This is a genomic window from Ruegeria sp. BG8, from assembly GCF_056538325.1.
The window spans coordinates 928,325-952,662 of record NZ_JBQFSZ010000001.1 but is presented as its reverse complement, the minus strand read 5'-3'; the positions used below and the strand labels follow the sequence as shown (position 1 = coordinate 952,662).

Below are 24,338 nucleotides of genomic sequence, written 5' to 3'. Positions count from 1 at the left end.
GGAGTCGCGGCTTGCCGCGGCGGGGGCAGCGCCCCCTACTCAAGTCTTCAATTTTGCCAGCGGCCTGCGAAGTCTTCGGGCACCAACAGGTTGTGACGACCAAGGCTGTCCACATTGCGTTCGCCGCACAACGCCATTGTTTTATCCAGCTCTTTGTGAATGACCTCAAGCGCGGTGGTGACACCTTTCTGACCCATCGCGCCCAATCCATAGACAAAGGCGCGACCGATATGAGTGCCCTTGGCACCAAGCGACAGGGCCTTCAGCACGTCTTGCCCAGAGCGGATGCCGCTGTCCAGATGGACCTCAATGTCTCCGCCGACCGCGTCCATGATTTCGGGCAGGACCCGGATCGAGCTGAGCGCGCCGTCCAGTTGACGTCCGCCATGATTGGAAACGACAATTGCGTCTGCCCCTAGTTTGGCGGCCATTCTGGCGTCGTCTGCATCCAGAATACCCTTAAGGATTACTTTGCCGCCCCATTGTTCCATCAGCTTTTCGACTTTCTTCCAGTCGAGGCTGGGATCGAATTGTTCGGCGGTCCAAGCGCCCAGAGAAGACGCATCCGAAACGCCTTTGGCGTGGCCGACGATATTGCCGAACTCACGACGTTTGGCCCCTAACATTTCAATGCCCCAAGCCCATTTGGTCATGAGGTTCGCGATTGTCTTCGCCGTCAATTTTGGAGGGGCAGACAAGCCATTCTTTAGATCTTTGTGCCGTTGGCCCAGAATTTGCAGGTCAAGTGTGATGACCAAGGCCGAACATTTTGCATCTTTGGCGCGTTGGATCAGGCGGCCGACATAGTCCTGATCTTTCATCGTGTAGAGCTGGAACCAATACGGTTTCGTTGTGTGCTCGGCCACATCTTCAATCGAATTGATCGACATGGTGGACAACGTGAAAGGCACGCCGAATTCTTCCGCGGCTTTTGCCGCCTTCATCTCTCCGTCCGCGTGCTGCATTCCTGTAAGGCCAACCGGTGCCAGGGCAACTGGCATGGTCACGTCTTGCCCGATCATCTGCGAGGCCGTTGAGCGCCCGTCCATATCGACGGCAACCCTTTGGCGCAGGCGAATGTCTTCGAAATCCGAGCTGTTGTCACGAAAGGTTTGTTCGGTCCAGCTGCCGCTTTCCGCATAGTCAAAGAACATCCTTGGAACGCGGCGTTCGTAGATACGTTTGAGGTCTTCTATGTTGGTGATAACGGGCATGGATTCCGGCCTTCGAAAGATTGGTTCTTTTTCTTTACCAATTTTCGAAAGACGTCGCAACTCTGCCCTGCTGCGGTGCGTTGCCGCGACAAAACATGCAAAAACCGCGATCAGCTAAGGCCGACCGCGGTTTGAATTGACGTCTAATTTTATTGCGGGGTCAGGCGGAATGAGCACCCTCTGCGAGCGTGTTTACAAAGCTCAGCACTTCTTCGACCGGTTTGCCTGAGGCGATTTGACTGACAATGGCCGACCCGACCACGGCCCCATCGGCCACACTGGCAATGGCTTTGGACTTTTCTGGCGTGTTGATGCCAAAGCCTACGATCACAGGCAAATCGGTGGCGGACTTGATCCGGGCAACCTCGGGGCCGACATTCGTCGCCTGTGCTTCCGCCGCTCCGGTGATGCCGGTGATTGAAACGTAATACACAAAGCCGGACGTGTTCTGCAGAACCCGGGGCAGACGTTTGTCATCGGTTGTCGGTGTTGCCAGTCGGATGAAGTTCAGGCCCGCCTCCTGCGCGGGCAGGCAGAGTTCGTCGTCTTCTTCGGGTGGCAGGTCAACAACGATAAGCCCGTCGATACCAGCAGATTTGGCATCGGCCAGAAAGGCATCGACGCCGCGGCTGTAAATCGGGTTGTAGTAACCCATCAGAACAATAGGCGTGGTGTCATCGGTTTCCCGGAACGCACGGGCAAGATCCAGCGTGCGCTGCAATGTCATACCGCTTTCGAGCGCGCGCTGACCGGCCGCCTGAATAGTTGGTCCGTCGGCCATCGGGTCGGTAAAGGGCAGGCCCAGTTCGATGACATCCACACCAGCACCGGGCAATCCTTTGACGATCTCAAGCGACGTGTCAAAGTCGGGATCACCAGCCATGATATAGGCAACGAAAGCCTTTTTGCCCTCGGCGTTAAGGGCGGCGAACTTGGCGTCGATACGGGTCATCTTCGGTCCTTGCATACAGGTTTGAACCTGATGTGCAGAAACTTTCGCCGGAAATCAATCCCGACCGGTCAGATTGACCTAGAACCCGTAGTGATACCGCAGAAACAAGGCATTTACGCCCGGGTTTGTGGAATCGGTGCTGGCATTTGATTTATGGGTGATCGCAACTGAAACCTTGTTGCCGTTGTCCAGGTTGTATCCCAGCCCCAACAGGCTGCGGATCTGGAAGTTCCCACCCAGGTCATTGTCGCTGCTGGACGCGTTGAAATATCCGGGCATCACGCTGAGTTCGGCGAACCACCGATCCGAGAACGAATATATCCCGACCAAACCGGCACCGATATGTGTGTTACCGTCGGTGTCCACCGTCAGGGCCGAGCCCCAGGTGGCGCTGAAGCGTGTGGCCTCGTGAAAGGGTCTGTGCTGGTACTCCAGCGAGAACACGGCCTGGTCATTGCCGTCGCTGTCCGAGAAGTCTTCGTACCCGGCACCGAAAATTATGGACTGTGCATGTGCGGAGGTTGCGGCCAGAAATAGGGCGGAGGAAATAAGCAGCGCTTTCATAGGGATCTTCGTCAATCGTTAGTCATAGTTATCTACTTGGTTATCATGGTTCACCAAGTTCAAGTCACGCAAGAACACTTGGCGTAACAGGCCTGTGATGTTGTTCAATAGCCGCATCCGATTCTATCCGCCGGGTTGCGCATTCTGACCGACCTGCATAGAAGACGCCGTCGTATCGCTTCAGGAGGCCGCAATGGGCTTTAAAATGGGAATCGTGGGTCTGCCGAATGTGGGCAAGTCGACCCTGTTTAACGCGTTGACCAAAACCGCTGCTGCCCAGGCGGCGAATTTCCCGTTCTGCACCATCGAACCCAACGTTGGCGACGTGGCTGTTCCTGATGACCGTCTGGACAAACTGGCGGCGATTGCTTCGTCCAAACAGATCATTCCGACGCGCATGACCTTTGTGGACATCGCCGGTCTGGTCAAAGGGGCCTCTAAGGGTGAGGGGCTGGGCAACCAGTTCCTGGCCAATATTCGCGAAACGGATGCGATTGCCCATGTGCTGCGCTGTTTCGAAGACGGTGACGTGACCCATGTTGACGGTCGCGTAGATCCGGTGGCTGATGCCGAAACGATCGAGACCGAGTTGATGCTGGCCGATCTGGAAAGCATCGAAAAGCGCCGCGCCAATCTGGTGCGCAAGCTGAAGGGCAACGATAAGGAAGCACAGCAACAGGATCGTTTGCTGGCCGAGGCGCAAGCTATGCTTGAAAACGGCAAGCCTGCGCGTCTGGTCGAGGTCAGCGACGAAGACGCCAAGGCGTGGAAGATGCTGCAACTGCTGACCACCAAACCGGTGCTCTATGTCTGCAACGTGTCGGAAGAAGAAGCGGCCGAGGGCAATGCTTACTCAGCCAAGGTTGCTGAAATGGCCGCCACTCAGGGCAATTCCCATGTCATTATCAGCGCCAAGATCGAAGAAGAGATCAGCCTGCTGGAAGATGACGAGGCGCAGATGTTCCTTGAGGAAATGGGACTGGAAGAACCGGGCCTCGACCGTCTGATCCGCGCCGGTTACGACCTGTTGAAACTGGAAACCTATTTCACCGTCGGTCCCAAAGAGGCCCGCGCCTGGACCATCCGCACCGGCACCGCTGCGCCGCAGGCGGCAGGGGTCATCCACGGTGACTTTGAAAAGGGTTTCATCCGTGCCGAAACCATCGCCTATGACGACTACATTACTGCCAATGGCGAACAGGGCGCGAAAGAAGCAGGCAAGATGCGGGCCGAGGGTAAGGGCTACATCGTCAAGGACGGCGATGTAATGCACTTTTTATTTAATAACTGATACGTTCTGGCGAAAGCCCGCCTCAAAGCGTTTCGTTCAAGCTGCAATGGCTGATCAGCCACCCACCGTCGGGTTGCCGGTGCAAAACGTTGAGGGATGTACCATGATCGGTCGTCCCTTCACTAAAATGGGCAAGGCACCAGCCGATATGCCCGTCGATGCCAGCCTGAACAACGTTTATGACTTTGTTTTCGCCACCTTCCTCTACCCATTCGGCATGTAACGCTTCGATGGCCTTTCGGCCCTTGGCAGCAGGGCCATAGGGTGAAAATAATTCTGCATCATCAGTGAAAAATGACGCGCAACCTGCCGCGTCTCTGGTCCGGTAAGCCTTGGTATAGCCATCGTACAGTTTCTGAAATTCTGGGATCGCTGTCATCCTGTGCCTACTGCTTTCCTTTTGGGTCAGGCTGAATCAACGGGCATTCGCCGTGCCATGACGTGGTCGATGATCAGGCTGAGTACTTCTGTGCCTTTTGGGTTAAACGAACGATAGCGAAAGCGAACCGTACCACGGTCGGGTTTCGAGCGGGATGGCTTGAGTGCTTCAACCGTGACACGTGCGCGGATCGTGTCGCCCGCAAAGACCGGTGCAAGCCACCGTACCTCGTCCATACCGTGCCCGCCGAGATTTGTACCGGTCAGCACACCCGTGTCACGAAAGAGCCGAAAGGTGAGCGCAGTCGTCTGAAAACCGCTCGCGATGAGGCCTCCGAAAATCGATTCCGAGGCCGCTACCTTGTCCACGTGAAAGGGCTGCGGGTCGTGCACGAGAGCAAAGTCAACAATCCCGCCCTCTGTGAGTGTGATGCCCCCCGTTTCAAAAGTGTCCCCGACGGCTAGATCATCAAAAAATTTGCCGTTAGTCATGCCTGCACCCATGCAAATCCTTATGTGCATTCTATCGTGGTTTGAGGCAAAAAGGAACGCAACGAAGCTGAGGGCCAGAACGCATTTCTACCCGCGAGAAAACGCGTTAACCTGACGGCTGACGAACCAGCTTGGCCAATCTTGAATGATAGAAATCCGCGACCTCCAACTGCTCAGCGCCCTCGCGCGGCATCGCCATTTTGCCAAGGCGGCCGAGGAATGCGGTATATCGCAGCCTGCGTTCTCGATGCGTATCCGCAACCTTGAGGATCGGTTGGGCGTTTCTATCGTGCGCCGTGCCAACCGGTTTCAGGGTTTGACCGAAGAGGGTGAGATGATCGTCCTGCGTGCACGACGCATTCTGGATGATGCCAAGGCTCTGGAACAGCAGGTTCAGGCCATAAAAGGCGAGATAACCGGCACGCTGATTTTGGGGGTGATCCCGACTGCGATTGCCTTTACGGGGCGGCTGATCAAACGGTTGCAGGCGGCACATCCGCGCATTCTCTCTCGGATCGAGACCATGTCGGCCACCGCAATCCAGCACCGGTTGGACGAAGGCAGCCTGGATGCGGGCATCACCTATGGCGACAGTATTGGCACTGATCTGCGTCAGGTTCAGCCACTGTACGAAGAAACCTATGTGCTTTTGGTCCCGTCCCATATGACCGAGGCAACTGGCCCGATCCCGTGGGCTCGGGTCGCAGAATTTCCGATCAGTCTGCTGGAGCCGCAGATGCAGAATCGCCGAATCCTGGATCGCATTTTCGCCGAACAAGGGCTTCACCCGCACGTGGTGGCGGAAACCAGTGGCTTCACTGCCTCAATGGTCATGGCGCGAGAGGGGTTGGCGGCAACCGTTGTCCCCCGAGTTCTGGTGCGTGCGCTGGGTGATTTGCGTGGCACAAAGGTGCTGCCACTGGTCGATCCTGTTGTCAGTAAACCGATTTGTCTGGCGACCCTGACACGCGACCCTGAATTGCCGACTGTGCAAGCTCTGAGGGCGGTTGTGTCGTCTCTACGGTGATAAGGTGTCGTTATCGTGCCATTAAGATTTGCGATTTGACGATATGATCCGCTGATGAGAGACGGGGCCTCAATCGGAGGGCATCATGGCACCATTAGATACCAAGCCATCAGGCGCACCCAAGGGCGTCTGGAAGTCAGGTAAAGGCAAAGGGCGGCACACGCCCAAAGGCCGTCAGTTCACGGATGAGGCACAGGCCGAGATCGCGCGCCTGCTGGGCGATCGCCCGCGCCGCCGGGACCTGCTGATCGAATTCCTGCATTTGATTCAGGACGAACACGGCCACATCAGTGCCGACCATATCGCGGCACTAGCGGTTGAGATGCGTATCGGTCAGGCCGAGATTTATGAGACGGCCACCTTCTATGCCCATTTCGATGTGGTGAAAGAGGGCGAGACGCCTCCTCCGGCGTTGACGATCCGCGTCTGTGATTCTCTGTCTTGCGAGATGGCCGGTGCCCAGCAGCTGCAAAAAGCGCTGGAAGACGGTCTGGATGCGTCGCAGGTCCGTGTCGTCCGTGCGCCCTGCATGGGCCGCTGCGATACCGCTCCGGTTTTGGAGATCGGTCACAACCATATCGACCATGCAACCCCCGAAAAGGTACAGGCTGCAATTGCTGCCGATGACACCCATGCCCATCTGCCGGACTACGAAACCTTCGCGACCTATGAGGCCGAAGGCGGTTATGCCAAGCTGCAGGAGCTGCGCGCGGGTGGCGATTGGGAGAAGGTACAGGAAGACGTCCTGTCCTCGGGCCTGCGCGGCCTGGGTGGTGCTGGTTTCCCGTCGGGCAAGAAATGGGGCTTTGTCCGCATGAACGAAGGCACCCGCTATTTGGCTGTGAACGGGGACGAAGGCGAACCCGGCACGTTCAAGGACCGCTATTATCTGGAACGCACGCCGCACGTATTCCTTGAGGGCATGCTGATCGCCGCCTGGGCGGTCGAGGCACAAACCTGCTTTATCTACATGCGTGACGAATACCCCGCTGTGCTGGAGATTCTGCGTCGCGAGATTGCCGCGCTGGAAGACGCCGGGATTGTTGAGCCCGGCTATATCGATCTGCGCCGGGGTGCGGGTGCGTACATCTGCGGTGAAGAGTCCGCGATGATTGAATCGATCGAGGGTAAAAAGGGCCTGCCGCGTCACCGTCCTCCGTTCGTGGCGCAGGTTGGGGTCTTTAACCGTCCGACCTTGGTGCACAATGTTGAGACACTGTATTGGGTCACCAAAGTCTGCCGCGAGGGGCCGGAATGCCTTAACAGCACCGAAAAGAACGGCCGTAAAGGTCTGCGCAGCTATTCTGTCTCGGGCCGCGTGGCGAAGCCGGGTGTCTATCTGTTACCCGCCGGTTCGACTATTCTGGACGTGATCGAAGCCGCCGGGGGCATGGCCGAAGGCCAGACCTTCAAGGCGTACCAGCCGGGCGGTCCGTCCTCAGGCCTGCTGCCTGCGTCGATGGACGATATCCCACTGGATTTCGACACGCTGCAACCGCATGGCACCTTTATCGGCTCGGCCGCTGTGGTGGTTCTGTCTGATCAGGACACCGCCCGCGACGCGGCGCTGAACATGCTGCGCTTCTTCGAAGATGAAAGCTGCGGTCAGTGCACACCCTGCCGAGCAGGTTGTGAGAAGGCGGTAAAACTGATGCAAGCCGACAAGTGGGATCAGGACCTGCTGGAAGACCTGTGTCAGGTCATGGGCGATGCCTCGATCTGCGGTCTGGGGCAGGCGGCCCCGAACCCGATCCGCCTGGTCATGAAACATTTCGCTGACGAAATCTGAAGGGAGACAGAGCCATGCTAGACGCAAGCCCAACCAAGACCGTCACCTTCAACCTCAATGGCGAAGATGTCACCGTGCCCGAGGGCTGGACCATCTGGGAAGCCGCCAAGGGCCAAGGGTTCACCATCCCGCACCTGTGCCACAAGCCGCAGCCGGGTTATCGCCCGGACGGCAACTGCCGCGCCTGTATGGTCGAGGTAGAAGGTGAGCGCACGCTGGTCGCCTCGTGCATCCGCCCTGCCGCCGACGGTATGGTGGTCAAGACCGACAGCGACCGTGCCGAGAAATCGCGCGCAATGGTCATGGAACTGCTGGTCGCGGATCAACCGGAAGAGGCCCACGACACCTCCAGCCATTTCTGGGACATGGCCAAGCTGAACGATGTCAGCGACAGCCGTTTCCCCGCGAAAGAAGCCGAGAAGATCCCGCTGCTGGATGACAGCCACGTTGCGATGCGCGTCAATCTGGACGCCTGCATCAACTGCAACCTTTGTGTCCGCGCCTGCCGCGAAGTGCAGGTGAATGACGTGATCGGCATGGCCGGTCGCGGCCATACGGCGCAAGTGGTGTTCGACCAGAACGACCCGATGGGCGATTCAACCTGTGTGGCCTGTGGTGAGTGCGTTCAAGCCTGCCCGACCGGTGCGCTTATGCCTGCCACTGTGCTGGACGACCAGCAGAAGGGTGACAGCAAGGATTACGACAGCGAAACCGAAAGCGTCTGCCCGTTCTGCGGTGTGGGCTGTAAAGTCTCGCTGAAGGTCAAGGACGGCAAGGTCAAATATGTCGAGGGCATCAACGGCCCTGCAAACGAAGGCCGTCTGTGTGTCAAAGGCCGGTTCGGCTTTGACTACATCCACCACCCGCACCGCCTGACCAAGCCGTTGATCCGGCGTGAGGACGCGCCTGCCAAGGGCCTGAATGTCGATCCCGCGAACCTGTCGACCCATTTCCGCGAAGCGACATGGGAAGAGGCGATGGATCTGGCGGCCTCCAAACTGGTGGCCCTGCGCGACGAAGATCCGCGCAGCGTGGCCGGTTTCGGTTCGGCCAAGTGCACCAACGAAGAAGCCTATCTGTTCCAGAAATTCATCCGTCAGGGCTTCCGCCACAACAATGTCGACCACTGCACCCGTCTGTGCCATGCGTCGTCTGTGGCAGCGCTGATTGAAAACGTCGGATCAGGTGCGGTGACGGCTGCGTTCAACGATATCAAAGACGCGGATGTGGCGATCATCATCGGGTCGAACCCGATTGAGAACCACCCCGTCGCGGCTACGTATTTCAAGCAATTCGCCAAGCGCGGCGGCAAGCTGATCGTGATGGACCCGCGCGGCGTTGGTATGCGCAAGTTCGCAGACGAAATGTTGCAATTCCGTCCAGGGGCGGATGTGTCGATGCTCAACGCGATCATGAATGTGATCGTCGAGGAAGAGCTGTATGACAGCCAGTACATCCACCGCTGGACCGAGAACTGGGAGGCCGAGAAAGAGCATCTGCGCCAGTTCACGCCCGAGGCGATGGCTCCGATCTGCGGCATCGAACCAGACCAACTGCGCCGCGTCGCGCGCACTTTTGCGCAGGCCAAGGCCGGTCTGATCTTCTGGGGTATGGGCGTCAGCCAGCACATCCACGGCACCGACAATTCGCGTTGCCTGATCTCATTGGCTCTGATGACCGGCAACGTTGGTAAACCCGGCGCGGGTCTGCACCCGCTGCGTGGTCAGAACAACGTGCAAGGGGCCTCGGACGCGGGTCTGATCCCGATGTTCCTGCCGGATTACCAGACCGTGACCGACGATGGCGTTCGCGCCAAGTTCAACGAGGTCTGGAACTCGGACGACTTCTCGAACGAGAAGGGTCTGACGGTGACCGAGATCATCGACCAAGCCTATCAGGGCAACATTAAGGGTATGTACATCATGGGTGAGAACCCGGCCATGTCTGACCCGGATGTGAACCACGCCCGCGATGCGCTGGCCAAGCTGGACCTGATGATCGTGCAGGATATCTTCCTGACCGAGACAGCGAACTATGCCGACATCATCCTGCCAGCCTCGGCGCTGTATGAGAAGAACGGCACCGTGTCGAACACCAACCGTCAGGTACAGCGTGTGCGTCCGGCCGTGACCCCTCCGGGTGAAGCGCGCGAGGATTGGGCGATTACTGTCGAACTGGCGCAGCGCATCGGTCTGAACTGGGATTACACCGATGTGTCTCAGGTGTTTGATGAGATGAAACTGACGATGAACTCGCTCAACAACATCACATGGGACCGCCTGAAGACCGAGACGATTACCTATCCGTCTTTGTCGGAAACCGATCCCGGTCAGTCCATCGTGTTTGGTGATGGTTTCCCGCGCGCGGACGGCAAGGCCAAGTTCACCCCGGCCAGCGTCATCCCGCCGGATGAGGCCCCGGATGACGAATACCCGATGATCGCCACCACCGGCCGTCAGCTGGAACATTGGCACACCGGGTCGATGACCCGCCGGTCCAACGTTCTGGACGCGGTTGAGCCCGAAGCGAACTGTTCGATGAACCCGCGGACCCTGAAATTGATGGGCATTGAACCGGGTGAGACGATCCGTCTGACCACCCGGCGCGGCTCGATCGAGATTATGGTGCGTGCCGACCGGGCGATTGCCGAGGATATGGTGTTCATACCCTTCGCCTATGTCGAAGCAGCGGCGAACATCCTGACCAACTCGGCCATCGACCCCTATGGCAAAATCCCCGAGTTCAAGTTCTCGGCGATCCGGGTCGAAAAGATAGAAGACGCCATCGCGGCGGAATAATCCCAAAAAGGCGGCTCTAGTGGTCGCCTTTTTCTTTCCTTGACAGCGGGTTACTTGCGGCCAACCCTGTTACCGTTATTGGTAGTGGAGAGCGTTGTGCCCCGCCGTTTTGTAGATTTATCCGTACCTTTGGAAACCGGGATCGTTTCTGATCCGGCGATTATGCAGCCAGAAATCGAATACCTTTCGCATGACCAAACCTCCGATCAGGTCATGTCGTTCTTTCCGGGGCTTGAGAAAACCGATCTGCCGGGGGGCGAAGGCTGGGCCATTGAACGCCTGCAGATCGCCACACATAACGGGACGCATCTGGACGCGCCGTATCACCACCACTCGACCATGAATAACGGTGAGCGTGCGATTACCATCGACGAAGTTCCCCTGGAATGGTGCATGAATCCGGGGGTGAAACTGGATTTCCGCCATTTTGAGGACGGCTATGTCGTGACCGCAGCCGATGTGGAGGCCGAACTAAACCGCATCGGTCATACGCTTGAACCGCTGGATATTGTCGTAGTGAACACTGCGGCGGGTACCCATTACGGGCAGCCCGACTATCTGATGAAGGGCTGCGGGATGGGGCGCGAAGCCACGTTGTATCTGACCACCCGCGGCGTTCGCGTAACGGGAACCGATGCCTGGAGTTGGGACGCTCCGTTCCCTTTGACCGCACAGGAATATGCCGAAACCAGAGACGCATCCATCATCTGGGAAGGGCACCGTGCGTCGATGGAAATTGGGTATTGTCACATGGAAAAACTGACCAATCTTGAAAGCTTGCCGCCGACAGGGTTCGAAATCTCGTGCTTTCCGTTCAAGATCAAAGGTGCGTCCGCTGGCTTTGTCCGCGCTGTGGCAATTTTCGAAGAGGATACTGATGACTGACCCTCTAAGTGGGCATGATGGGCCATATGACGCGCCCGTCGAGATCCGCGGCTTTACCGTGTTGCCAGAGTGGATCGATTATAATGGCCATATGAATGTTGGCTATTATGGAGTCGCGTTCGATATGGCACTCGAACGGCTGATGGTTGATCACCTCGGCCTGGGCGAAGTTCAGGTCGAAGCGTTGGGGCAGGGACCATATATCCTTCAGTCGCACATGAATTACCTGCGCGAAGTTCAGCAAGGTGAGCCATTCTTTTTTCGCTTCCGAATGTTGGATGCGGATCTGAAGCGCGGGCACTATTTTGCGCAGATGGTGTCAGAAAAAGAAGAAATCGTTTGCGCGACCCAGGAAGCGTTGTTCATGAATGTCAGTCACACAACGGGACGTTCGGAACCTTACCCCGATTGGGCGGCGGCCCGCCTTGCCCGAATGGTGCGTGACCATGCCGGTCTGGAACCCGTGGCGCAGATTGGACAGCCCATAGGTATCAGACGTCAGTAATCACGTTCGAAAAACAAACCCACGCCGGTTTCACCACGCCCATCAACAGTACCGCGGACCGTGAAATTGTCTGTGACGTCGAGGTTCAGGTTCACTTCAGTGTCACCTTCGGTATTGACCGTGAAATCGGTGTATACATTGTCGCTGATATAGGCACCGGCTCCGAATTGTCCGCCGCCACCTTCAGCAGCGCCTACGTCAATCGTATCAACTCCTGTTGCGTCCCTGAGACCTTTGGTGGCGTCACCGCCCGCGCCGCTGAGTTGCGCCAGCGAAGCAGCCATCTGCGCAATTACAAAAGGCGACAATTCCGAAAAACGGTTGCCGAATAAGAGCATCGCCAAAGCTTCTTCTGCAGGGCGCTCGGGGTCCGAGAATACGTCGACCTCGGGTGCGTCCAGCGGGCCGGCGATCTCGATCGTGGCGGTGCCGTCCGAAGTGCTGGTTGAGGACTCAAACTCGATATAGGGCGTCAGGTCGCCCTGCAGCGTCACGATCCCTTTGGTCAGCGCCAAGCGACGCCCAAGAATGTCGAAGTTTCCGCGAATAAGCTCAATCTGGCCAGAGGGAACAACCGAACTTGTCGTGCCGCCGATAAAGAGGCGGCCACCCAGTTCGGCATTCAAACCGCGACCCCGTACGAACACCTCTTTTGGGGCCAGAAGTGCGATATCCAAGGCGATGCGTGAATCGCTTTTGGGGGCTGTTTCGTCCACAACCAACCCGGCTCGTTCGCGGGTGACGAACACGGCGTTGCTTTCCCCGATATGCTGAATATCCGGTATCGGAGCCGCACCAACTGCGCCCGTAGCCGCGGCCAGATTGATGTTGGTTTCTTCGAAGGTGATTTGCCCGGATATCGCGCTATCGCCCGCCAGTGCGCCAGTCATTGCGATCTGACCGCCCAGAATGGTCTCGTACAAAAGTTGGTCCGTCAGAACCAAACTGTTCAGCGTGGTTGTTACGTTGGCATTGAACGGTGGTGTCAGACCGATCGGCCCAGCGACAGTGAACGAGCCACCCGCACGCGGCCCACCCGTGATCGACACCGTCGCGCGGCTTTGTGCCAGTTCAACCGAGCCACTTATCCCGGTGATCGTCTGACCCGCACCGGGGATCGCCAATGACGTACCTGATGTCGTGATGGAACCGCTTAACGCCTCAAGCGAAGGATCGCCCTTAAGGGCCAAGTCGAAACGCGCAGTGCCATCAATTTTGTTGGGCGATATAAAGAGGTTGGCAATGCCGATATTGATGCCACCTACCGCCTTTAGATCGGCCTCACTGGATGCTTCATCAAAGGTTCCGGATACTTGGCTGTTTATTTCTGCCGGGCCTTCCGCATTGGCGTCGATCGTCCAAAGACCGCCGTCGCGCTTGGCTGTTCCGGTGGCAGATACTGTGCCCGGAAAATCTGGCGCAAACCGCTCAATTCTGTTGAGCTTGGCGTCAAATTCCAGTTCCGCGTTTCCATCGGCATCGACCTCGCCCTGCAGAGCCGCATAAGAACTGTCGGGTCCACGCAGATTGGCGGTTCCTTCAAGACCAGACCCTGCGGGTGCCACGTTCCCGTCCAACGTCAATGGGCCTGACAGAGCCTCAGACAGCCGCGCCATGTCGTCCAGGGTGACTTCATAGTTCAACCCGCCAGCATCTCTGTTAACCTGACCGGATGCAGTTGCCGTAATCGCGCTGCCATTCAGTCGGAAGTTCCGGACATCAAGACCTTGTTCCCCATTCTCAGCGTCCACCACAAGGGTTGTCCGGCCCCCGATCAGCTTGTCGACGATATCGATGCCGGCCTGTATGCTCTGGGCGTCCAGATTGCCTTTCACATCGAATGCACGGGTCGCCAGATCACCGCTACCGTCCACGTTGGCGGTCACCGATCCTGCAAGGTCTCGCCCGGCCAAACCTGAGAATAGGGACAGATCCGGGACATCCAGTTGCACTTGCCCTTCGCCGGAAGGGGTCCCTGTGGGGTCTTTCACAATCGCCTGAACCTGCGCGCTCAGGGCGTTTCCGTTGATCGTCGCGCTGCGAATTTCAATTTCGTCGGCGGTACGGGCGACATCCCAATTGATTGTGGTTTGACCCGCAAGCAAGGGGTCGATGTCAGGCATACCAATCTGGATGTTTCGGCCGACCACATTCGCCTTGCCGTCAAACTCCTGGGTTTGCACGGTGCCTTTGCCAGCAATCTCTGCCCGAACCGAGCCTGCAAGCTCTTGCTGTGCAAGGCCGGAAAACACCGAAAAGTCTGCGACGCTGACTTTGGCTTGCCCGTCAACTGACAGGTTGCCATCAGGGGTCGTCACGTCGCCGCTGGCCTGCGCCTGCACGGCCTCGCTATCCAACGCAAAATTTCGGATCGTAATACCATCACCGCCGCGGCTGGCGTCCAGCGATATGGTCGTTTCACCGGTGATGACGGGATCAATGTCGTCTCTTCCGGTTGAAAGGTCGCGTGCTTCGACCTCTAACTTGCCGTCAAAGCTTCCCTCAAGAGGCGAGCCTTTGCCGTCGACGCTTGCCGTGACCTGACCGCCCAAGTCCATCTGTGCAAGGTCCGAGAAACGCGCCAGATCGCTGGCAATCAGTGTTGCCGATCCGTCCACACTCAGGCCACTGTTCAGGCCGTTGACCAATGCGTCCAGCGCCAGTTCGTAGTCAGATCCGACCAATTCGAAGCCCGACAAATTCAGCGATTGATCGCTTCCATAGTCAAATTGACCATCCAGCGTAACGCGTTGCCCCAAAGCGGCGTTTATGGCGGGGTCGGTCAGGTCGATGCCGGTCACGCTGGCCTGAAGGTCGCCGCTCACGGAAAAAGCCTCGCCCTGTTCCAGAACGCCCTGTGCGGTGATCCGCGCGCTTTCCAGATTCGCCTGAGGAGAGCTGAACGCATTTGCGGTCAGGCTCAGATCCCAAAGGTTGCCGTTCTTCTGATCGTACAGAGCGGATATCTGTGCCGCTTCGATCGAGGTGTCTCCGCCCGCTACCGGCAGCACAACTTTTTGCCCATCAGGCGGTGTGATACGTCCCTGCAAAGCGGCCAATTGCAAAGTGCTGCCTTCAGCCAGTTGCAACTCGCCCTTCAGGTTCAGGGCCTGCGTTGTCAGCTCCAGATCCGAGATATCTAAAGCGCCTTCCGGTTTGGTCTGACCATTTACGAAAAGGCGGGTTTCTGTGCCAAAGAAGGGATCGATTTCTGCTGCAAGAAACGGCGTCAGATCGCCATTGAGATCGGTGGTAAAGGCAATGCCTTCGGATACACCACCTTCGGATGCACGCAACCGAACCTGCCCGGAAACGCGCTGTTGGTTGTCGCTGCTTAGTCCAATATCGGCCGTGAAATCGGACAGCGGGCCGGTGCCTTTTGCCGTCAGTCCGATCGGTGGGCTGTCCGGTATCTTTAACGCGGTCGAGATAAGACCGCCCGAGGCCTCAGTAACCACAAGGTCCAGATTGATTTCCCGGCTCGCATTCTGGAAGCCAGCGGCCAGCGTAACCTCGTCCCCGGCACGGTCCAATCTGGTGACGTCAAGGTTGGTGTCCAGCGTTCCATCAGCCAACGACAGGTTGCCGGTCACCGAAAGTTCGGCCGCGACCCCAATCAAAGGTTCGCCTAATGAGATTTCGTCGATCCGGATTTCACCGATTTCAATGGAAACGGGCAGTTCCGGCAACTGGAAAGGTTGCGTTTCAGCGGAAGGTGCGGGTTCGTCCGTCGTGGTCGCACCAGGCGCGCGGGCAATGTCGATTTCCTGTGCAGTCAGCGCGTTGACCGAAAACCTGCCGCGGATCAAAGCCAGCCTGTTCCAATCCAGCTGCGCATCCTTGATCGTCAACCAGACCCCTTCATCATCGGCGACGGTAATTTCGTCGATCGTTGCGCGTGCACTCAATGCGCCCTGAAGGCCTTTGACGGTGACATTCTGATTGTCACCAGACAAGGTGTCCTGCAGGAAATTTTCCAGCATGCTGCCACCGCCGTCTTCCTGCGCGATCAGTGGTTGGGCGTACAGGACGAACGTTGCGGTCAGGGCAGTATGTGTAAATCGCCGTATCAAAATGCCTGTCCGATCCCGATATAGAATTGCAGACCGTTCCCAGTGTCGCCTTGAACGGGCCATGCAAGATCAAGCCGCAAGGGTCCAAACCCGCCCAAATCATAGCGCACGCCAAAACCAGCACCCGAATGAGCATCTGCCGCGCTGGTCACGAACGAAGACGAGTCTACCACACCATAGTCATAGAAGCCGACCAGTGAAATCGCATCGGTGACCTTGCCGCGCACCTCACCCGACAGGCCAAGGAAGGATCTGCCACCCGCGACTTCGTCTCCGATAGGAATGCCAAGGCTTTCGAATGGTTGCCCGCGCACTGTTCCGGCGCCGCCCGAGAAGAACAGGAAATCCGGGGTCACGCCGTCCAGCGCTGGCCCGACAACCGATCCAACCTGAACACGACCAGCCAATACGACGCGGCCCCCGGTGCCCAGACTGGTGTAGCTGCGGCCATCGGCAAAAAACCTAATTCCGGTCTCAGTGCCGGAAAGGCCAACAAAGGGCATAACCTGGGCGTCCAGAAAAAAGCCCCGGGTCGCGCTGACCTTGCTGTCGCGTTGATCCCATTCCGAGCGTGCCGGGATGATAAAGTAACGGAACTTGCGATCATCACCAAAAGCGTCATTGGCACTGGAGAACTGGAAGCCTGCCGATGCCTCTGCATAAAGCCGATCCGAAAACGTGCGACGTGCACCGTAGGCGAGTGAAGTGACTGTTACGTCGTAATTGTCTGTGTTGCGTTGCTCTAACAGGGCGTTCCAAAAGGTATTGTCATCGGGCCCCAGCCGGTCGGGTTGGTCCAGACGCAGACCGATGCGACCGTCCAGCTGCTCGGACCCGCCAATATTGCGTAACGCTGCCTCAAAACGCAGCCGTTCGGCACGTTTGAACACGTTGCGGTGGGTCCAAGTCGCAGTAAGGTCGATCCCATCGCGCGAGGCGACTTCAAAGCCGAAGGTCAGGCGACGTTTGGGCAGGTCTTCGAAATAGGCATCGAAATCCAGCGTGCCGTCAGGATTGGGCGTTTCGCGTTCTTCGATAGCGACAACGTTAAAGGTGCCGGTGCGGCGTAACCGGGTCCCAACTTTTTGAATCGCTTCTGGCGAATAGACCTCACCCGCAGGAAAACCGGCGATCTTTTCGATTGAGCGGTGCTTTACGTCGGTGTCCCCAGAGATGATCATCTTGCCAAAGGTCAGGCGGGGGCCCGGGGCCAGATCAATCTGCGCGTCCAGCCGGTTCTGCGCGTGGCGCGCGATGACGTTCTGATCCTCAATCCCGGCCTTTGCATGTCCGGCGTTTCGCCAACCCTGCACCCCGGCAGACCCTGCCCGCTGGATCGCGCCGGTCGTCGCCAGCTTGCCAGTCGCGAAATCTTCGGGCAGCTCGGTTTGCGGGGCCAAAGGTTGCACGATTGCCTCGCCGAACTGGAACGTCGGGCCGGTATTGACCGTGATTACAGCGCGGTTGATTTGCGTCGGCACACTGAGAGAGCTGAGTTCGGCGGCCTCTTGCCCGTCAAGTTTGATGCTGACAACAGGGCTAAAATACCCCTCGTCGTATAGGATCTGCACGATTGTGCGATAATCCGACAAGGCGGCGGACAGGATTTCCAGGGGCGTATCCAGCCCGCGGGATTCGGCAGTTGTCACGGATGAGGTGGTTTCGATCCTGTCCACCAGCTCGCTTGAGGCGCCGGGCACGTTCAACGTCGTTTCCAACGCGACAGCAGACATTGGGACAGAGGCGACAAGCAGGCCGAACAGGTGACTTTTCACAACAGCACGCGGCCGGGTCTTCTGCATTTGATGGCTCCAACTGCCCCAAGTCGAAATCAACTGTTACCGTCTTTTTCCAATACGACGGTTCGTTGCATTCATGTTAGAGCATCAGTTCCAGCCAAGGGGAAGAACTTATCGCGCGCAGTCTCATTTTACCCCGGATGTGGCGCTTGCGTATCGGCACTAGGACCCGGCGTTGCGGAACCATCGAATAATCGCTTCGCGATCTGCGGGCTCCATGTAGGTAACGTTGGCGGGTGGCATGGCGTGGCTTATGCCGGCCTGAAGATAAATCTGTTTTGCATTACCCGCGATATCCGCTCGCGTTTCCAGCAAAACCCCCTTTGGGGCCCATAGAATACCCTCCCAAACCGGTTCACGTGCATGGCACATTGAACACCGACCCAGTACGATGTCATGGGCGTCTTCAAACCCGTCTGCTGCCGCGAATTTCTGCTGAGCAGCGGTGAGGGGGAGGGCCTCGGCTTCTTCCAGCGGTTTGTACATTGGCGCGGTGGATAACCACATGATCGCGATGAACAGCAGCGCTGTCGCAAGCCATGTCCAGGTCGGGTTTCCGGTGCGGGCATGGCGTGTGTTGAAATAGTGCCGGATCATGACGCCCATCAGGAAAACCAAAGCGGCGATAATCCAGTTGTATTGCGTTGCGAAAGCCAGCGGGTAATGGTTCGAAAGCATCAGGAAAACCACCGGCAGCGTCAGGTAGTTGTTGTGCGTTGATCTGAGTTTGGCGATCTTGCCGTATTTGGGGTCAGGCGTACGCCCGTTTTTCAGATCGTCGACCACGATGCGCTGGTTCGGCATGATGATGAAAAACACATTCGCAGTCATGATCGTGGCGGTGAATGCACCCAGATGCAACATCATGGCCCGGCCCGTGAAAATCTGATTGTACCCCCAGCCCATCGCCACCAGCAGAGCAAACAGTAAAACCATCAGCAGCGTTGGACGCTCGCCCAGTCCGGATTTGCACAGGAAATCATAGATCAGCCAACCCACAGTGAGCGAAGCGGCCGAGATCAGGATACCCTGCCAAAGCGCCAGATCCGCCTTTTGGGCGTCGATCAAATACAGCTCTCCGCCGACCCAGTAGACGATCATCAGCAGGGCCGCGCCGCTTAACCAGGTTGCATAGCTTTCCCATTTGAACCAGGTAAGGTGATCCGGCATCTTTTCGGGTGCCACAAGGTACTTCTGGATGTGGTAGAAGCCGCCCCCATGAACCTGCCATTCCTCACCATCGGCGGGGCCGGGGATATTGCGGTTCAGGCCAAGATCCAAAGCAATGAAGTAGAAGGATGACCCGATCCATGCGATCGCGGTAATGACGTGCAGCCAGCGCACGGCAAAAGCCATCCAATCCCAGAATACGGCGAATTCGAACATCAGGAGTCTCTCCGGTAACTTGCCGTCACACTAGGCAAATGGGCTTTTCTTCGGTATTCCCGTATATTGTCAAACTGTATCAAAAAAAACGATAAGATGTCCTATCTCGACAATATCCGTACGTTCGTCAGGGTCTATGATTTGGGCAGCATGTCGGCTGCGGGCCGCGACCTGCGTATTTCGCCGGCTGTGACCTCGGCCCGGATTTCTCAGCTTGAGGATCATCTTGGCGTACGCCTGTTTCAGCGGACGACGCGGAACCTGTCACCCACAGAGCAGGGGCGGGCCTTCTATCCGGGTGCGGTTGCGGTGCTGGACGCGGTTGATGAAGCCGAGGCGCAAGTTGTTCATCTGACCGAAGCGCCCAGAGGATCGCTGTTTGTCGCCGCACCCCTTGGCGTGGGGCGACGTTTGTTGGCACCCCACGTGCCGGATTTTCTGGCCGATTATCCCGAAATTGATGTCCGATTGCGCCTGACGGACAGGTCCGTTGACCTAACGACAGAAGGGCTGGATCTGGCGTTCTTTATCGGCCAGCCCGAAGACAGCACCCTGCGTATTCGCAAGATTGCCGATTGCCAACGGGTATTATGCGCGTCGCCCAGCTATGTCGAACGCCGCGGTATGCCGCGCACGGGGGCAGATTTGATTGCGGACAAACACGAATGCCTGAACCTGAGATTTCCCGGCGCGTCGGAGTTTAAGTGGATGTTGGAAACGTCGGATGGCCCCAAACGGTTCGCGGTATCGGGCCGGTTCGAGTGCGACGACGGAGATGTCCTGACAGATTGGGCTTTGTCGGGGCAGGGGATCGCGATGAAGCCGATCTTCGAAGTGGCCGAATATCTAAAAGCCGGGCGGCTTGTTCCCGTCGCGGTCGAAACACCTCCTGTTTCGGTACAGATGGCGTGTCTTTACACCCATCGCCGTCATCAGGACCCAAAAGCGCGGTTGTTCATGGAATTTATGATCGCGCGTATCAGCAAAGTCGTGATCGGCTCTGAGGTTAGCGATCCATAGGTGCTCCCGCCTCTGTTGGCGCCCTGCGGGGGCTGTACAGAGTTGGGCCCGGCGCTGCGGCTGCGCCGCAGCGCGGTCGCACCTCATTCCTCAGAAAACCCCTAACAGTCTGGCGCAACCGCGCCGCGCCTGTAAGGTGCGGCGCTTGGCCCAACCGGAGAAGCCCCTAAAGGGGCGTACGACGGGCGGGAGAGGTTGGTTCTCCGCTCAGCTGCCCCGGTAGGTCGAATAGCCATATGGCGACAGTAAAAGCGGCACGTGATAATGCGCCTTGGGGTCAGAAATACCAAAACGGATCGGGATTTCATCCAAAAACAGCGGATTATCGGCAGTTTGGCCTGTGGCACGTAGATAGTCTCCGGCAAAGAAAACAAGCTCGTATGTTCCTGTTTTGAATGCATCCGCGGGCAAAATGGGGCTGTCCGTTCTGCCGTCTTCGTTTGTTTGCAACTCGGCCAGTTTCCGTCTGTCGTCTGATATTTCAAACAAGGCAATCCGAAGCCCTGCTGCGGGGCAACCGCGCGCCGTATCCAATACATGGGTTGTCAGATATCCAGCCAAGGGGCTCTCCTGTTTTCTAGCCGTATTTCAAGCTGTTTGCAGGGTATCCCGCATTCGTGCTTGGAAATGTTTGACATAGTCTGGGTTAAATCCTGAAACTTTGGGAATGTCGAAAGAAAAGGAAACAGCGTTCGGATTGATTTGATAATCCTGTGTTGGTTTCTGAGGTAAAGCGTAGATCACGCAGAAACATGAAGGCGAAGACAATTATGCAGCCCCCACGTTATCCCCGGGACTTGATAGGTTACGGAGCCAACCCGCCGGACCCAAAGTGGCCGGGTGGTGCAAAGCTGGCCCTGCAGATCGTGTTGAATTACGAAGAGGGCGGTGAGAATTGTATTCTGCACGGGGATGACGCGTCCGAAGCTTTTCTGTCCGAAACAGTTGGGGCCGTTCCTTGGCCCGGTCAGCGGCATAAGAATATCGAGTCGGTCTACGAATACGGGGCGCGTTCCGGGTTCTGGCGTCTGCACCGGCTGATGAACGACCTGCCGGTTACTGTTTATGGAGTGGCGACCGCCTTGGCACGCTCACCGGATCAAGTCGCCGCAATGCACTCTGCTGGATGGGAGATCGCGAGCCACGGGCTGAAATGGATTGAACACAAGGACATGCCCGAACACGAAGAACGCGCTCAAATCGCCGAGGCCATTCGCTTGCACACCGAAGTCACCGGTACGCGCCCCCGAGGCTGGTACACAGGGCGGTGCTCTGACAACACAATTCGGCTGGTCGTTGAAGAGGGCGGGTTTGACTATGTCTCAGACACTTACGCCGATGACTTGCCATATTGGACTGCTGTGTCCGGGCAGGATCAGTTGATTATTCCCTACACGCTTGACTGCAATGACATGCGGTTTGCGACACCGCAGGGATTCAACGCCGGGGACCAGTTCTTTTGCTACCTCAAGGACAGTTTTGATGCGCTCTATGCCGAAGGACAGGCAGGCGCGCCAAAGATGATCTCCGTTGGGCTGCATTGCCGTTTGGTTGGACGGCCCGGGCGCATCATGGCTCTGAAACGGTTTCTGGACTACGCCAGAGGGCACAGTGACGTCTGGTTCGCGACGCGCCTGCAGATCGCGCAACACTGGGCGGCGACCCATCCGCCCACAAGCCGACCCAAGCCGTCGCAAATGGAGCGTCAGAGCTTTGTCTCTCATTATGGTGGTATATTCGAACATTCCGCTTGGATCGCCGAACGTGCCTACGACCTTGAGCTGGGGCCGGCGCATGATACTGCCGGGGGGCTGCACAACGCGCTGTCCCGCGTGTTCCGGTCGGCCTCGGAGGATGAACGTTTGGGTGTCTTGACCGCGCACCCCGACCTTGCGGGAAAACTGGCGCAGGCAAAACGTTTGACCCAGGAAAGCACGTCCGAACAAGCGTCTGCAGGGTTGGATGCGCTCACAGATCAGGAGCGTGAAGCCTTTACCGATTTGAATGCGCGGTACACTCAGAAATTTGGCTTTCCTTTCATCATCGCGGTACGGGATCACGACAAAATCGGGATATTGCAATCGTTTCAACGCCGGATCGAACAGGATCGCGACACGGAATTTGCCGAAGCGTGCCGTCAGGTTGAACGCATCGCCGAGTTTCGGTTGCGGGACGTTCTGCCATCATGAAGCAGGTCAAAGCGGTTCTTTTGACACCTGAGGCTTTCGCCCCGTTCGGGGATGTCATCGAGGTTTCTGGCGCGCCGGATAAGATCATCAATCAGGGTCAGTGTGAGCGGTTCCATGATCGCGCGCGGTTAGACATGTCCGATGGCCGGGCAGGGATCAGCTTATTCAACGCCAATCAACGGGCGATACCCTACAAACTAGAGATGGTCGAACGCCACCCTGACGGCAGTCAGGCGTTTATTCCCATGACACATCAACCCTTTCTGGTTGTTGTGGCAACGGATGAAAACGGCAAACCCGGTGCTCTGATGGCGTTCATAACCACTCCGGGTCAGGCCATAAATTACCACCGCGGCACGTGGCACGGGGTTCTGACACCTTTGCATGGGCCGGGCCTATTCGCGGTGGTCGATCGGATCGGAGACGGTCCCAACCTTGAAGAGCATTGGTTCGATACGCCGTATGAGATCGTAGAGTGATCGGCGCAACCCTATGAAATGGCGAATACTTCGCCAGTCAATTGGCATCTGGGATTAATGGCTCAAGCCAGCGACTAATCATAGAACCTTTCCGGAGGCAGAATGCTGTGACCGTTTCAGCCCTCGGCCATGAGTTTGGCGACATCCAGCATCCGGGCGGAAAATCCCCATTCGTTGTCATACCAGCCAAAGACACGCACCTGATGCTCACCGATTTGGCGCGTCTCAGGTCCTGCGATGACCAGCGATTCCGGGCGCGTTCGCAAGTCGGACGAGACCAAAGGTTCATCCGTCCAACCTAGCACCGCAGATTGTACGACCGCTTCGCGTAGTTCCTTTTGAAAAAGGTCGGCGGCGACGCTGCGGTTCAATGTAACGATCAGATCGACGGCTGAAACACTAGCCGTAGGCACACGAACCGCAGCGCCCGAAATGCGACCAGCCAGATGAGGTAGAACTTCGTCAATCAAATGCATGGCGCTGGTGGTCGTGGGAACCATCGACAATGCCCCGGCGCGCGACCGAGCCAGATCGCCGCGTGGGGCATCGACCATTGGCTGGCTGTTTGTATAGCAGTGGATCGTCGTCATATGCCCCGATACGACGCCAGCCATCCCGTCCAGAACCTTGACCAGCGGTGCCAGCCCGTTGGTGGTGCAAGACGCATTCGATACGACGCAGGCGTCGCCCAATTGATCTTCGTTTGCGCCTAGAACAATTGTGACCTCGGTCGCGGGAGAGGGACCAGAGATCAGCACTTTACGCGCGCCTGCCGTCAGCCCCTGGCGGGCGACATCCGAAGTCCGCGCAACCCCTGTGCAATCCATCAAGACATCTACACCCGTCAGATCAACGCGAGACAAGTCGGCACTGTGCGTCACGGGAATGGCGCGGCCATCGACCACGAGGTCAGTTGCGCTGTGCTCGACAATGCCTGGGTAGGGACCAAAGGTACTGTCGTATTTGAACAGATAAGTGCAGGTTTCAAGCGGGGCGATGTCGTTAATCAACACCAACTCAATGCCTGCATTCTGCGGCATAGCCAAAAGCTGCCGCAGAATTGTGCGGCCAATACGGCCGAATCCGTTGATCGCGAGTTTCATGCGCAAGCTATGGCAGCGCGCCCTGCCAAGCTCAATGCCCGTTTCGCGCCCGGGTTAGTTGCAGCTGACTTGCGAAAAGAACTGTCCTGAGATGTTTTGATACATGCTTCCGACGACCGGCTTGCACCCGGTTGCTTGCTGAATGGCGGCAATCGCTTGCAGCGTGCGCAGGCGTGGGGGCGGACCAAAGGGGTTGAGATTGTTATTGTCCCGCGTTGCACGATACACGACCGGAGCTTCGGAAACCTGCGTGATCGCCCAGGTGCGGCTGAAGACAGACACCGACTTGCTTTCTTCTTTCGCGATAGCGGGGGTTGGGTCAAAAGCCGTCAGGCCGACTATTGCCGCCAGTGTAAGCAGTGAACCGCGCAGTACCATTGAACAATCTCCAGTG

The 24,338-nt window shown here is 57.4% G+C and carries 20 protein-coding genes; 9 read left to right on the top strand and 11 right to left on the bottom strand.

What is annotated here, in order from left to right; translation table 11 throughout:
* Positions 1 to 47: 47 nt before the first annotated feature.
* The 3 genes from ACR0DG_RS04800 to ACR0DG_RS04790 form a co-directional block, all read right to left on the bottom strand.
* The gene (locus ACR0DG_RS04800; protein WP_480694804.1) at positions 48 to 1,214 is read right to left on the bottom strand and encodes an alpha-hydroxy acid oxidase; all 1,167 of its coding nucleotides are present in this window, start codon (positions 1,212 to 1,214) and stop codon (positions 48 to 50) included.
* 160 nt (positions 1,215 to 1,374) lie between these two features.
* On the bottom strand, positions 1,375 to 2,166 hold the full coding sequence (gene trpA / locus ACR0DG_RS04795) for a tryptophan synthase subunit alpha (RefSeq protein WP_480694802.1): 792 nt from the start codon (positions 2,164 to 2,166) through the stop codon (positions 1,375 to 1,377).
* Between the two features lie 78 nt (positions 2,167 to 2,244).
* Entirely contained in the window at positions 2,245 to 2,730 is a 486-nt protein-coding gene (locus ACR0DG_RS04790) for an acyloxyacyl hydrolase (protein WP_480694800.1), read from the bottom strand.
* Positions 2,731 to 2,923: 193 nt separating this feature from the next.
* Between ACR0DG_RS04790 and ychF the strand changes: the two genes are divergently transcribed.
* Entirely contained in the window at positions 2,924 to 4,021 is a 1,098-nt protein-coding gene (gene ychF, locus ACR0DG_RS04785) for a redox-regulated ATPase YchF (RefSeq protein ID WP_480694798.1), read from the top strand.
* A gap of 22 nt (positions 4,022 to 4,043) precedes the next feature.
* On the opposite strand, the gene ACR0DG_RS04780 is transcribed toward ychF, so the two are convergent.
* Positions 4,044 to 4,400 (bottom strand): YybH family protein, encoded by a 357-nt coding sequence (locus tag ACR0DG_RS04780; RefSeq protein WP_480694796.1) that lies wholly within the window; start codon positions 4,398 to 4,400, stop codon positions 4,044 to 4,046.
* Positions 4,401 to 4,426: 26 nt separating this feature from the next.
* Entirely contained in the window at positions 4,427 to 4,891 is a 465-nt protein-coding gene (locus tag ACR0DG_RS04775) for a MaoC family dehydratase (RefSeq protein WP_480694794.1), read from the bottom strand.
* Between the two features lie 145 nt (positions 4,892 to 5,036).
* On the opposite strand from ACR0DG_RS04775, the gene ACR0DG_RS04770 reads away from it, so the two are divergent.
* The 5 genes from ACR0DG_RS04770 (at position 5,037) to ACR0DG_RS04750 (ending at position 11,895) form a co-directional block, all read left to right on the top strand.
* Positions 5,037 to 5,918, top strand: coding sequence for a LysR family transcriptional regulator (locus tag ACR0DG_RS04770; protein WP_480694792.1), 882 nt, complete (start codon positions 5,037 to 5,039; stop codon positions 5,916 to 5,918).
* Between the two features lie 85 nt (positions 5,919 to 6,003).
* The gene (locus ACR0DG_RS04765; RefSeq protein WP_480694790.1) at positions 6,004 to 7,707 is read left to right on the top strand and encodes an NAD(P)H-dependent oxidoreductase subunit E; all 1,704 of its coding nucleotides are present in this window, start codon (positions 6,004 to 6,006) and stop codon (positions 7,705 to 7,707) included.
* 14 nt (positions 7,708 to 7,721) lie between these two features.
* The gene (fdhF, locus tag ACR0DG_RS04760; protein WP_480694788.1) at positions 7,722 to 10,505 is read left to right on the top strand and encodes a formate dehydrogenase subunit alpha; all 2,784 of its coding nucleotides are present in this window, start codon (positions 7,722 to 7,724) and stop codon (positions 10,503 to 10,505) included.
* Between the two features lie 96 nt (positions 10,506 to 10,601).
* Positions 10,602 to 11,390 (top strand): cyclase family protein, encoded by a 789-nt coding sequence (locus tag ACR0DG_RS04755; protein WP_480694786.1) that lies wholly within the window; start codon positions 10,602 to 10,604, stop codon positions 11,388 to 11,390.
* Complete coding sequence (locus ACR0DG_RS04750; protein ID WP_480694784.1) at positions 11,383 to 11,895, top strand: thioesterase family protein; 513 nt, start codon at positions 11,383 to 11,385, stop codon at positions 11,893 to 11,895. Before ACR0DG_RS04755 ends, ACR0DG_RS04750 begins: the two co-directional genes overlap by 8 nt.
* Here ACR0DG_RS04750 and ACR0DG_RS04745 read toward each other — a convergent pair.
* The 3 genes from ACR0DG_RS04745 to ACR0DG_RS04735 form a co-directional block, all read right to left on the bottom strand.
* Positions 11,889 to 15,968, bottom strand: coding sequence for a translocation/assembly module TamB domain-containing protein (locus ACR0DG_RS04745; RefSeq protein WP_480694782.1), 4,080 nt, complete (start codon positions 15,966 to 15,968; stop codon positions 11,889 to 11,891). The two genes, ACR0DG_RS04750 and ACR0DG_RS04745, sit on opposite strands and share 7 nt — an antisense overlap.
* A complete protein-coding gene (locus ACR0DG_RS04740) occupies positions 15,965 to 17,770 on the bottom strand; it encodes an autotransporter assembly complex protein TamA (RefSeq protein ID WP_480694780.1) in 1,806 nt (601 codons plus the stop codon). The genes ACR0DG_RS04745 and ACR0DG_RS04740 overlap by 4 nt, the downstream gene beginning before the upstream one ends.
* A gap of 159 nt (positions 17,771 to 17,929) precedes the next feature.
* Complete coding sequence (locus ACR0DG_RS04735) at positions 17,930 to 19,153, bottom strand: urate hydroxylase PuuD (RefSeq protein ID WP_480694778.1); 1,224 nt, start codon at positions 19,151 to 19,153, stop codon at positions 17,930 to 17,932.
* A 96-nt stretch (positions 19,154 to 19,249) separates the two neighbouring features.
* Between ACR0DG_RS04735 and ACR0DG_RS04730 the strand changes: the two genes are divergently transcribed.
* Positions 19,250 to 20,173: a LysR family transcriptional regulator gene (locus ACR0DG_RS04730; protein ID WP_480694776.1), complete on the top strand. Its 924-nt coding sequence runs from the start codon at positions 19,250 to 19,252 to the stop codon at positions 20,171 to 20,173.
* Between the two features lie 207 nt (positions 20,174 to 20,380).
* Here the strand turns inward: ACR0DG_RS04730 and uraH are convergent, their stop codons facing one another.
* Positions 20,381 to 20,734 carry a hydroxyisourate hydrolase gene (uraH, locus tag ACR0DG_RS04725; RefSeq protein WP_480694774.1) on the bottom strand — a complete coding sequence of 118 codons (354 nt, stop codon included), beginning with the start codon at positions 20,732 to 20,734 and terminating at the stop codon, positions 20,381 to 20,383.
* Between the two features lie 209 nt (positions 20,735 to 20,943).
* Here uraH and puuE point away from each other — a divergent pair, with 209 nt between their 5' ends.
* Positions 20,944 to 22,362, top strand: coding sequence for an allantoinase PuuE (puuE, locus tag ACR0DG_RS04720; protein ID WP_480694772.1), 1,419 nt, complete (start codon positions 20,944 to 20,946; stop codon positions 22,360 to 22,362).
* Positions 22,359 to 22,841: an ureidoglycolate lyase gene (locus ACR0DG_RS04715; RefSeq protein WP_480694770.1), complete on the top strand. Its 483-nt coding sequence runs from the start codon at positions 22,359 to 22,361 to the stop codon at positions 22,839 to 22,841. Before puuE ends, ACR0DG_RS04715 begins: the two co-directional genes overlap by 4 nt.
* A 116-nt stretch (positions 22,842 to 22,957) precedes the next feature.
* Here ACR0DG_RS04715 and ACR0DG_RS04710 read toward each other — a convergent pair whose 3' ends face one another.
* On the bottom strand, positions 22,958 to 23,944 hold the full coding sequence (locus ACR0DG_RS04710; protein WP_480694768.1) for a type I glyceraldehyde-3-phosphate dehydrogenase: 987 nt from the start codon (positions 23,942 to 23,944) through the stop codon (positions 22,958 to 22,960).
* Positions 23,945 to 23,998: 54 nt separating this feature from the next.
* Complete coding sequence (locus ACR0DG_RS04705) at positions 23,999 to 24,322, bottom strand: hypothetical protein (RefSeq protein ID WP_480694766.1); 324 nt, start codon at positions 24,320 to 24,322, stop codon at positions 23,999 to 24,001.
* Between the last annotated feature and the right edge of the window lie 16 nt (positions 24,323 to 24,338).

Excerpts from the sequence above, each read along its gene's own strand:
- ACR0DG_RS04800 (WP_480694804.1), bottom strand. The coding sequence starts at position 1,214 with ATGCCCGTTATCACCAACATAGAAGACCTCAAACGTATCTACGAACGC.
- trpA (WP_480694802.1), bottom strand. The coding sequence starts at position 2,166 with ATGACCCGTATCGACGCCAAGTTCGCCGCCCTTAACGCCGAGGGCAAA.
- ACR0DG_RS04790 (WP_480694800.1), bottom strand. The coding sequence starts at position 2,730 with ATGAAAGCGCTGCTTATTTCCTCCGCCCTATTTCTGGCCGCAACCTCC.
- ychF (WP_480694798.1), top strand. The coding sequence starts at position 2,924 with ATGGGCTTTAAAATGGGAATCGTGGGTCTGCCGAATGTGGGCAAGTCG.
- ACR0DG_RS04780 (WP_480694796.1), bottom strand. The coding sequence starts at position 4,400 with ATGACAGCGATCCCAGAATTTCAGAAACTGTACGATGGCTATACCAAG.
- ACR0DG_RS04775 (WP_480694794.1), bottom strand. The coding sequence starts at position 4,891 with ATGACTAACGGCAAATTTTTTGATGATCTAGCCGTCGGGGACACTTTT.
- ACR0DG_RS04770 (WP_480694792.1), top strand. The coding sequence starts at position 5,037 with ATGATAGAAATCCGCGACCTCCAACTGCTCAGCGCCCTCGCGCGGCAT.
- ACR0DG_RS04765 (WP_480694790.1), top strand. The coding sequence starts at position 6,004 with ATGGCACCATTAGATACCAAGCCATCAGGCGCACCCAAGGGCGTCTGG.
- fdhF (WP_480694788.1), top strand. The coding sequence starts at position 7,722 with ATGCTAGACGCAAGCCCAACCAAGACCGTCACCTTCAACCTCAATGGC.
- ACR0DG_RS04750 (WP_480694784.1), top strand. The coding sequence starts at position 11,383 with ATGACTGACCCTCTAAGTGGGCATGATGGGCCATATGACGCGCCCGTC.
- ACR0DG_RS04740 (WP_480694780.1), bottom strand. The coding sequence starts at position 17,770 with ATGCAGAAGACCCGGCCGCGTGCTGTTGTGAAAAGTCACCTGTTCGGC.
- ACR0DG_RS04735 (WP_480694778.1), bottom strand. The coding sequence starts at position 19,153 with ATGTTCGAATTCGCCGTATTCTGGGATTGGATGGCTTTTGCCGTGCGC.
- ACR0DG_RS04730 (WP_480694776.1), top strand. The coding sequence starts at position 19,250 with ATGTCCTATCTCGACAATATCCGTACGTTCGTCAGGGTCTATGATTTG.
- puuE (WP_480694772.1), top strand. The coding sequence starts at position 20,944 with ATGCAGCCCCCACGTTATCCCCGGGACTTGATAGGTTACGGAGCCAAC.
- ACR0DG_RS04715 (WP_480694770.1), top strand. The coding sequence starts at position 22,359 with ATGAAGCAGGTCAAAGCGGTTCTTTTGACACCTGAGGCTTTCGCCCCG.
- ACR0DG_RS04710 (WP_480694768.1), bottom strand. The coding sequence starts at position 23,944 with ATGAAACTCGCGATCAACGGATTCGGCCGTATTGGCCGCACAATTCTG.
- ACR0DG_RS04705 (WP_480694766.1), bottom strand. The coding sequence starts at position 24,322 with ATGGTACTGCGCGGTTCACTGCTTACACTGGCGGCAATAGTCGGCCTG.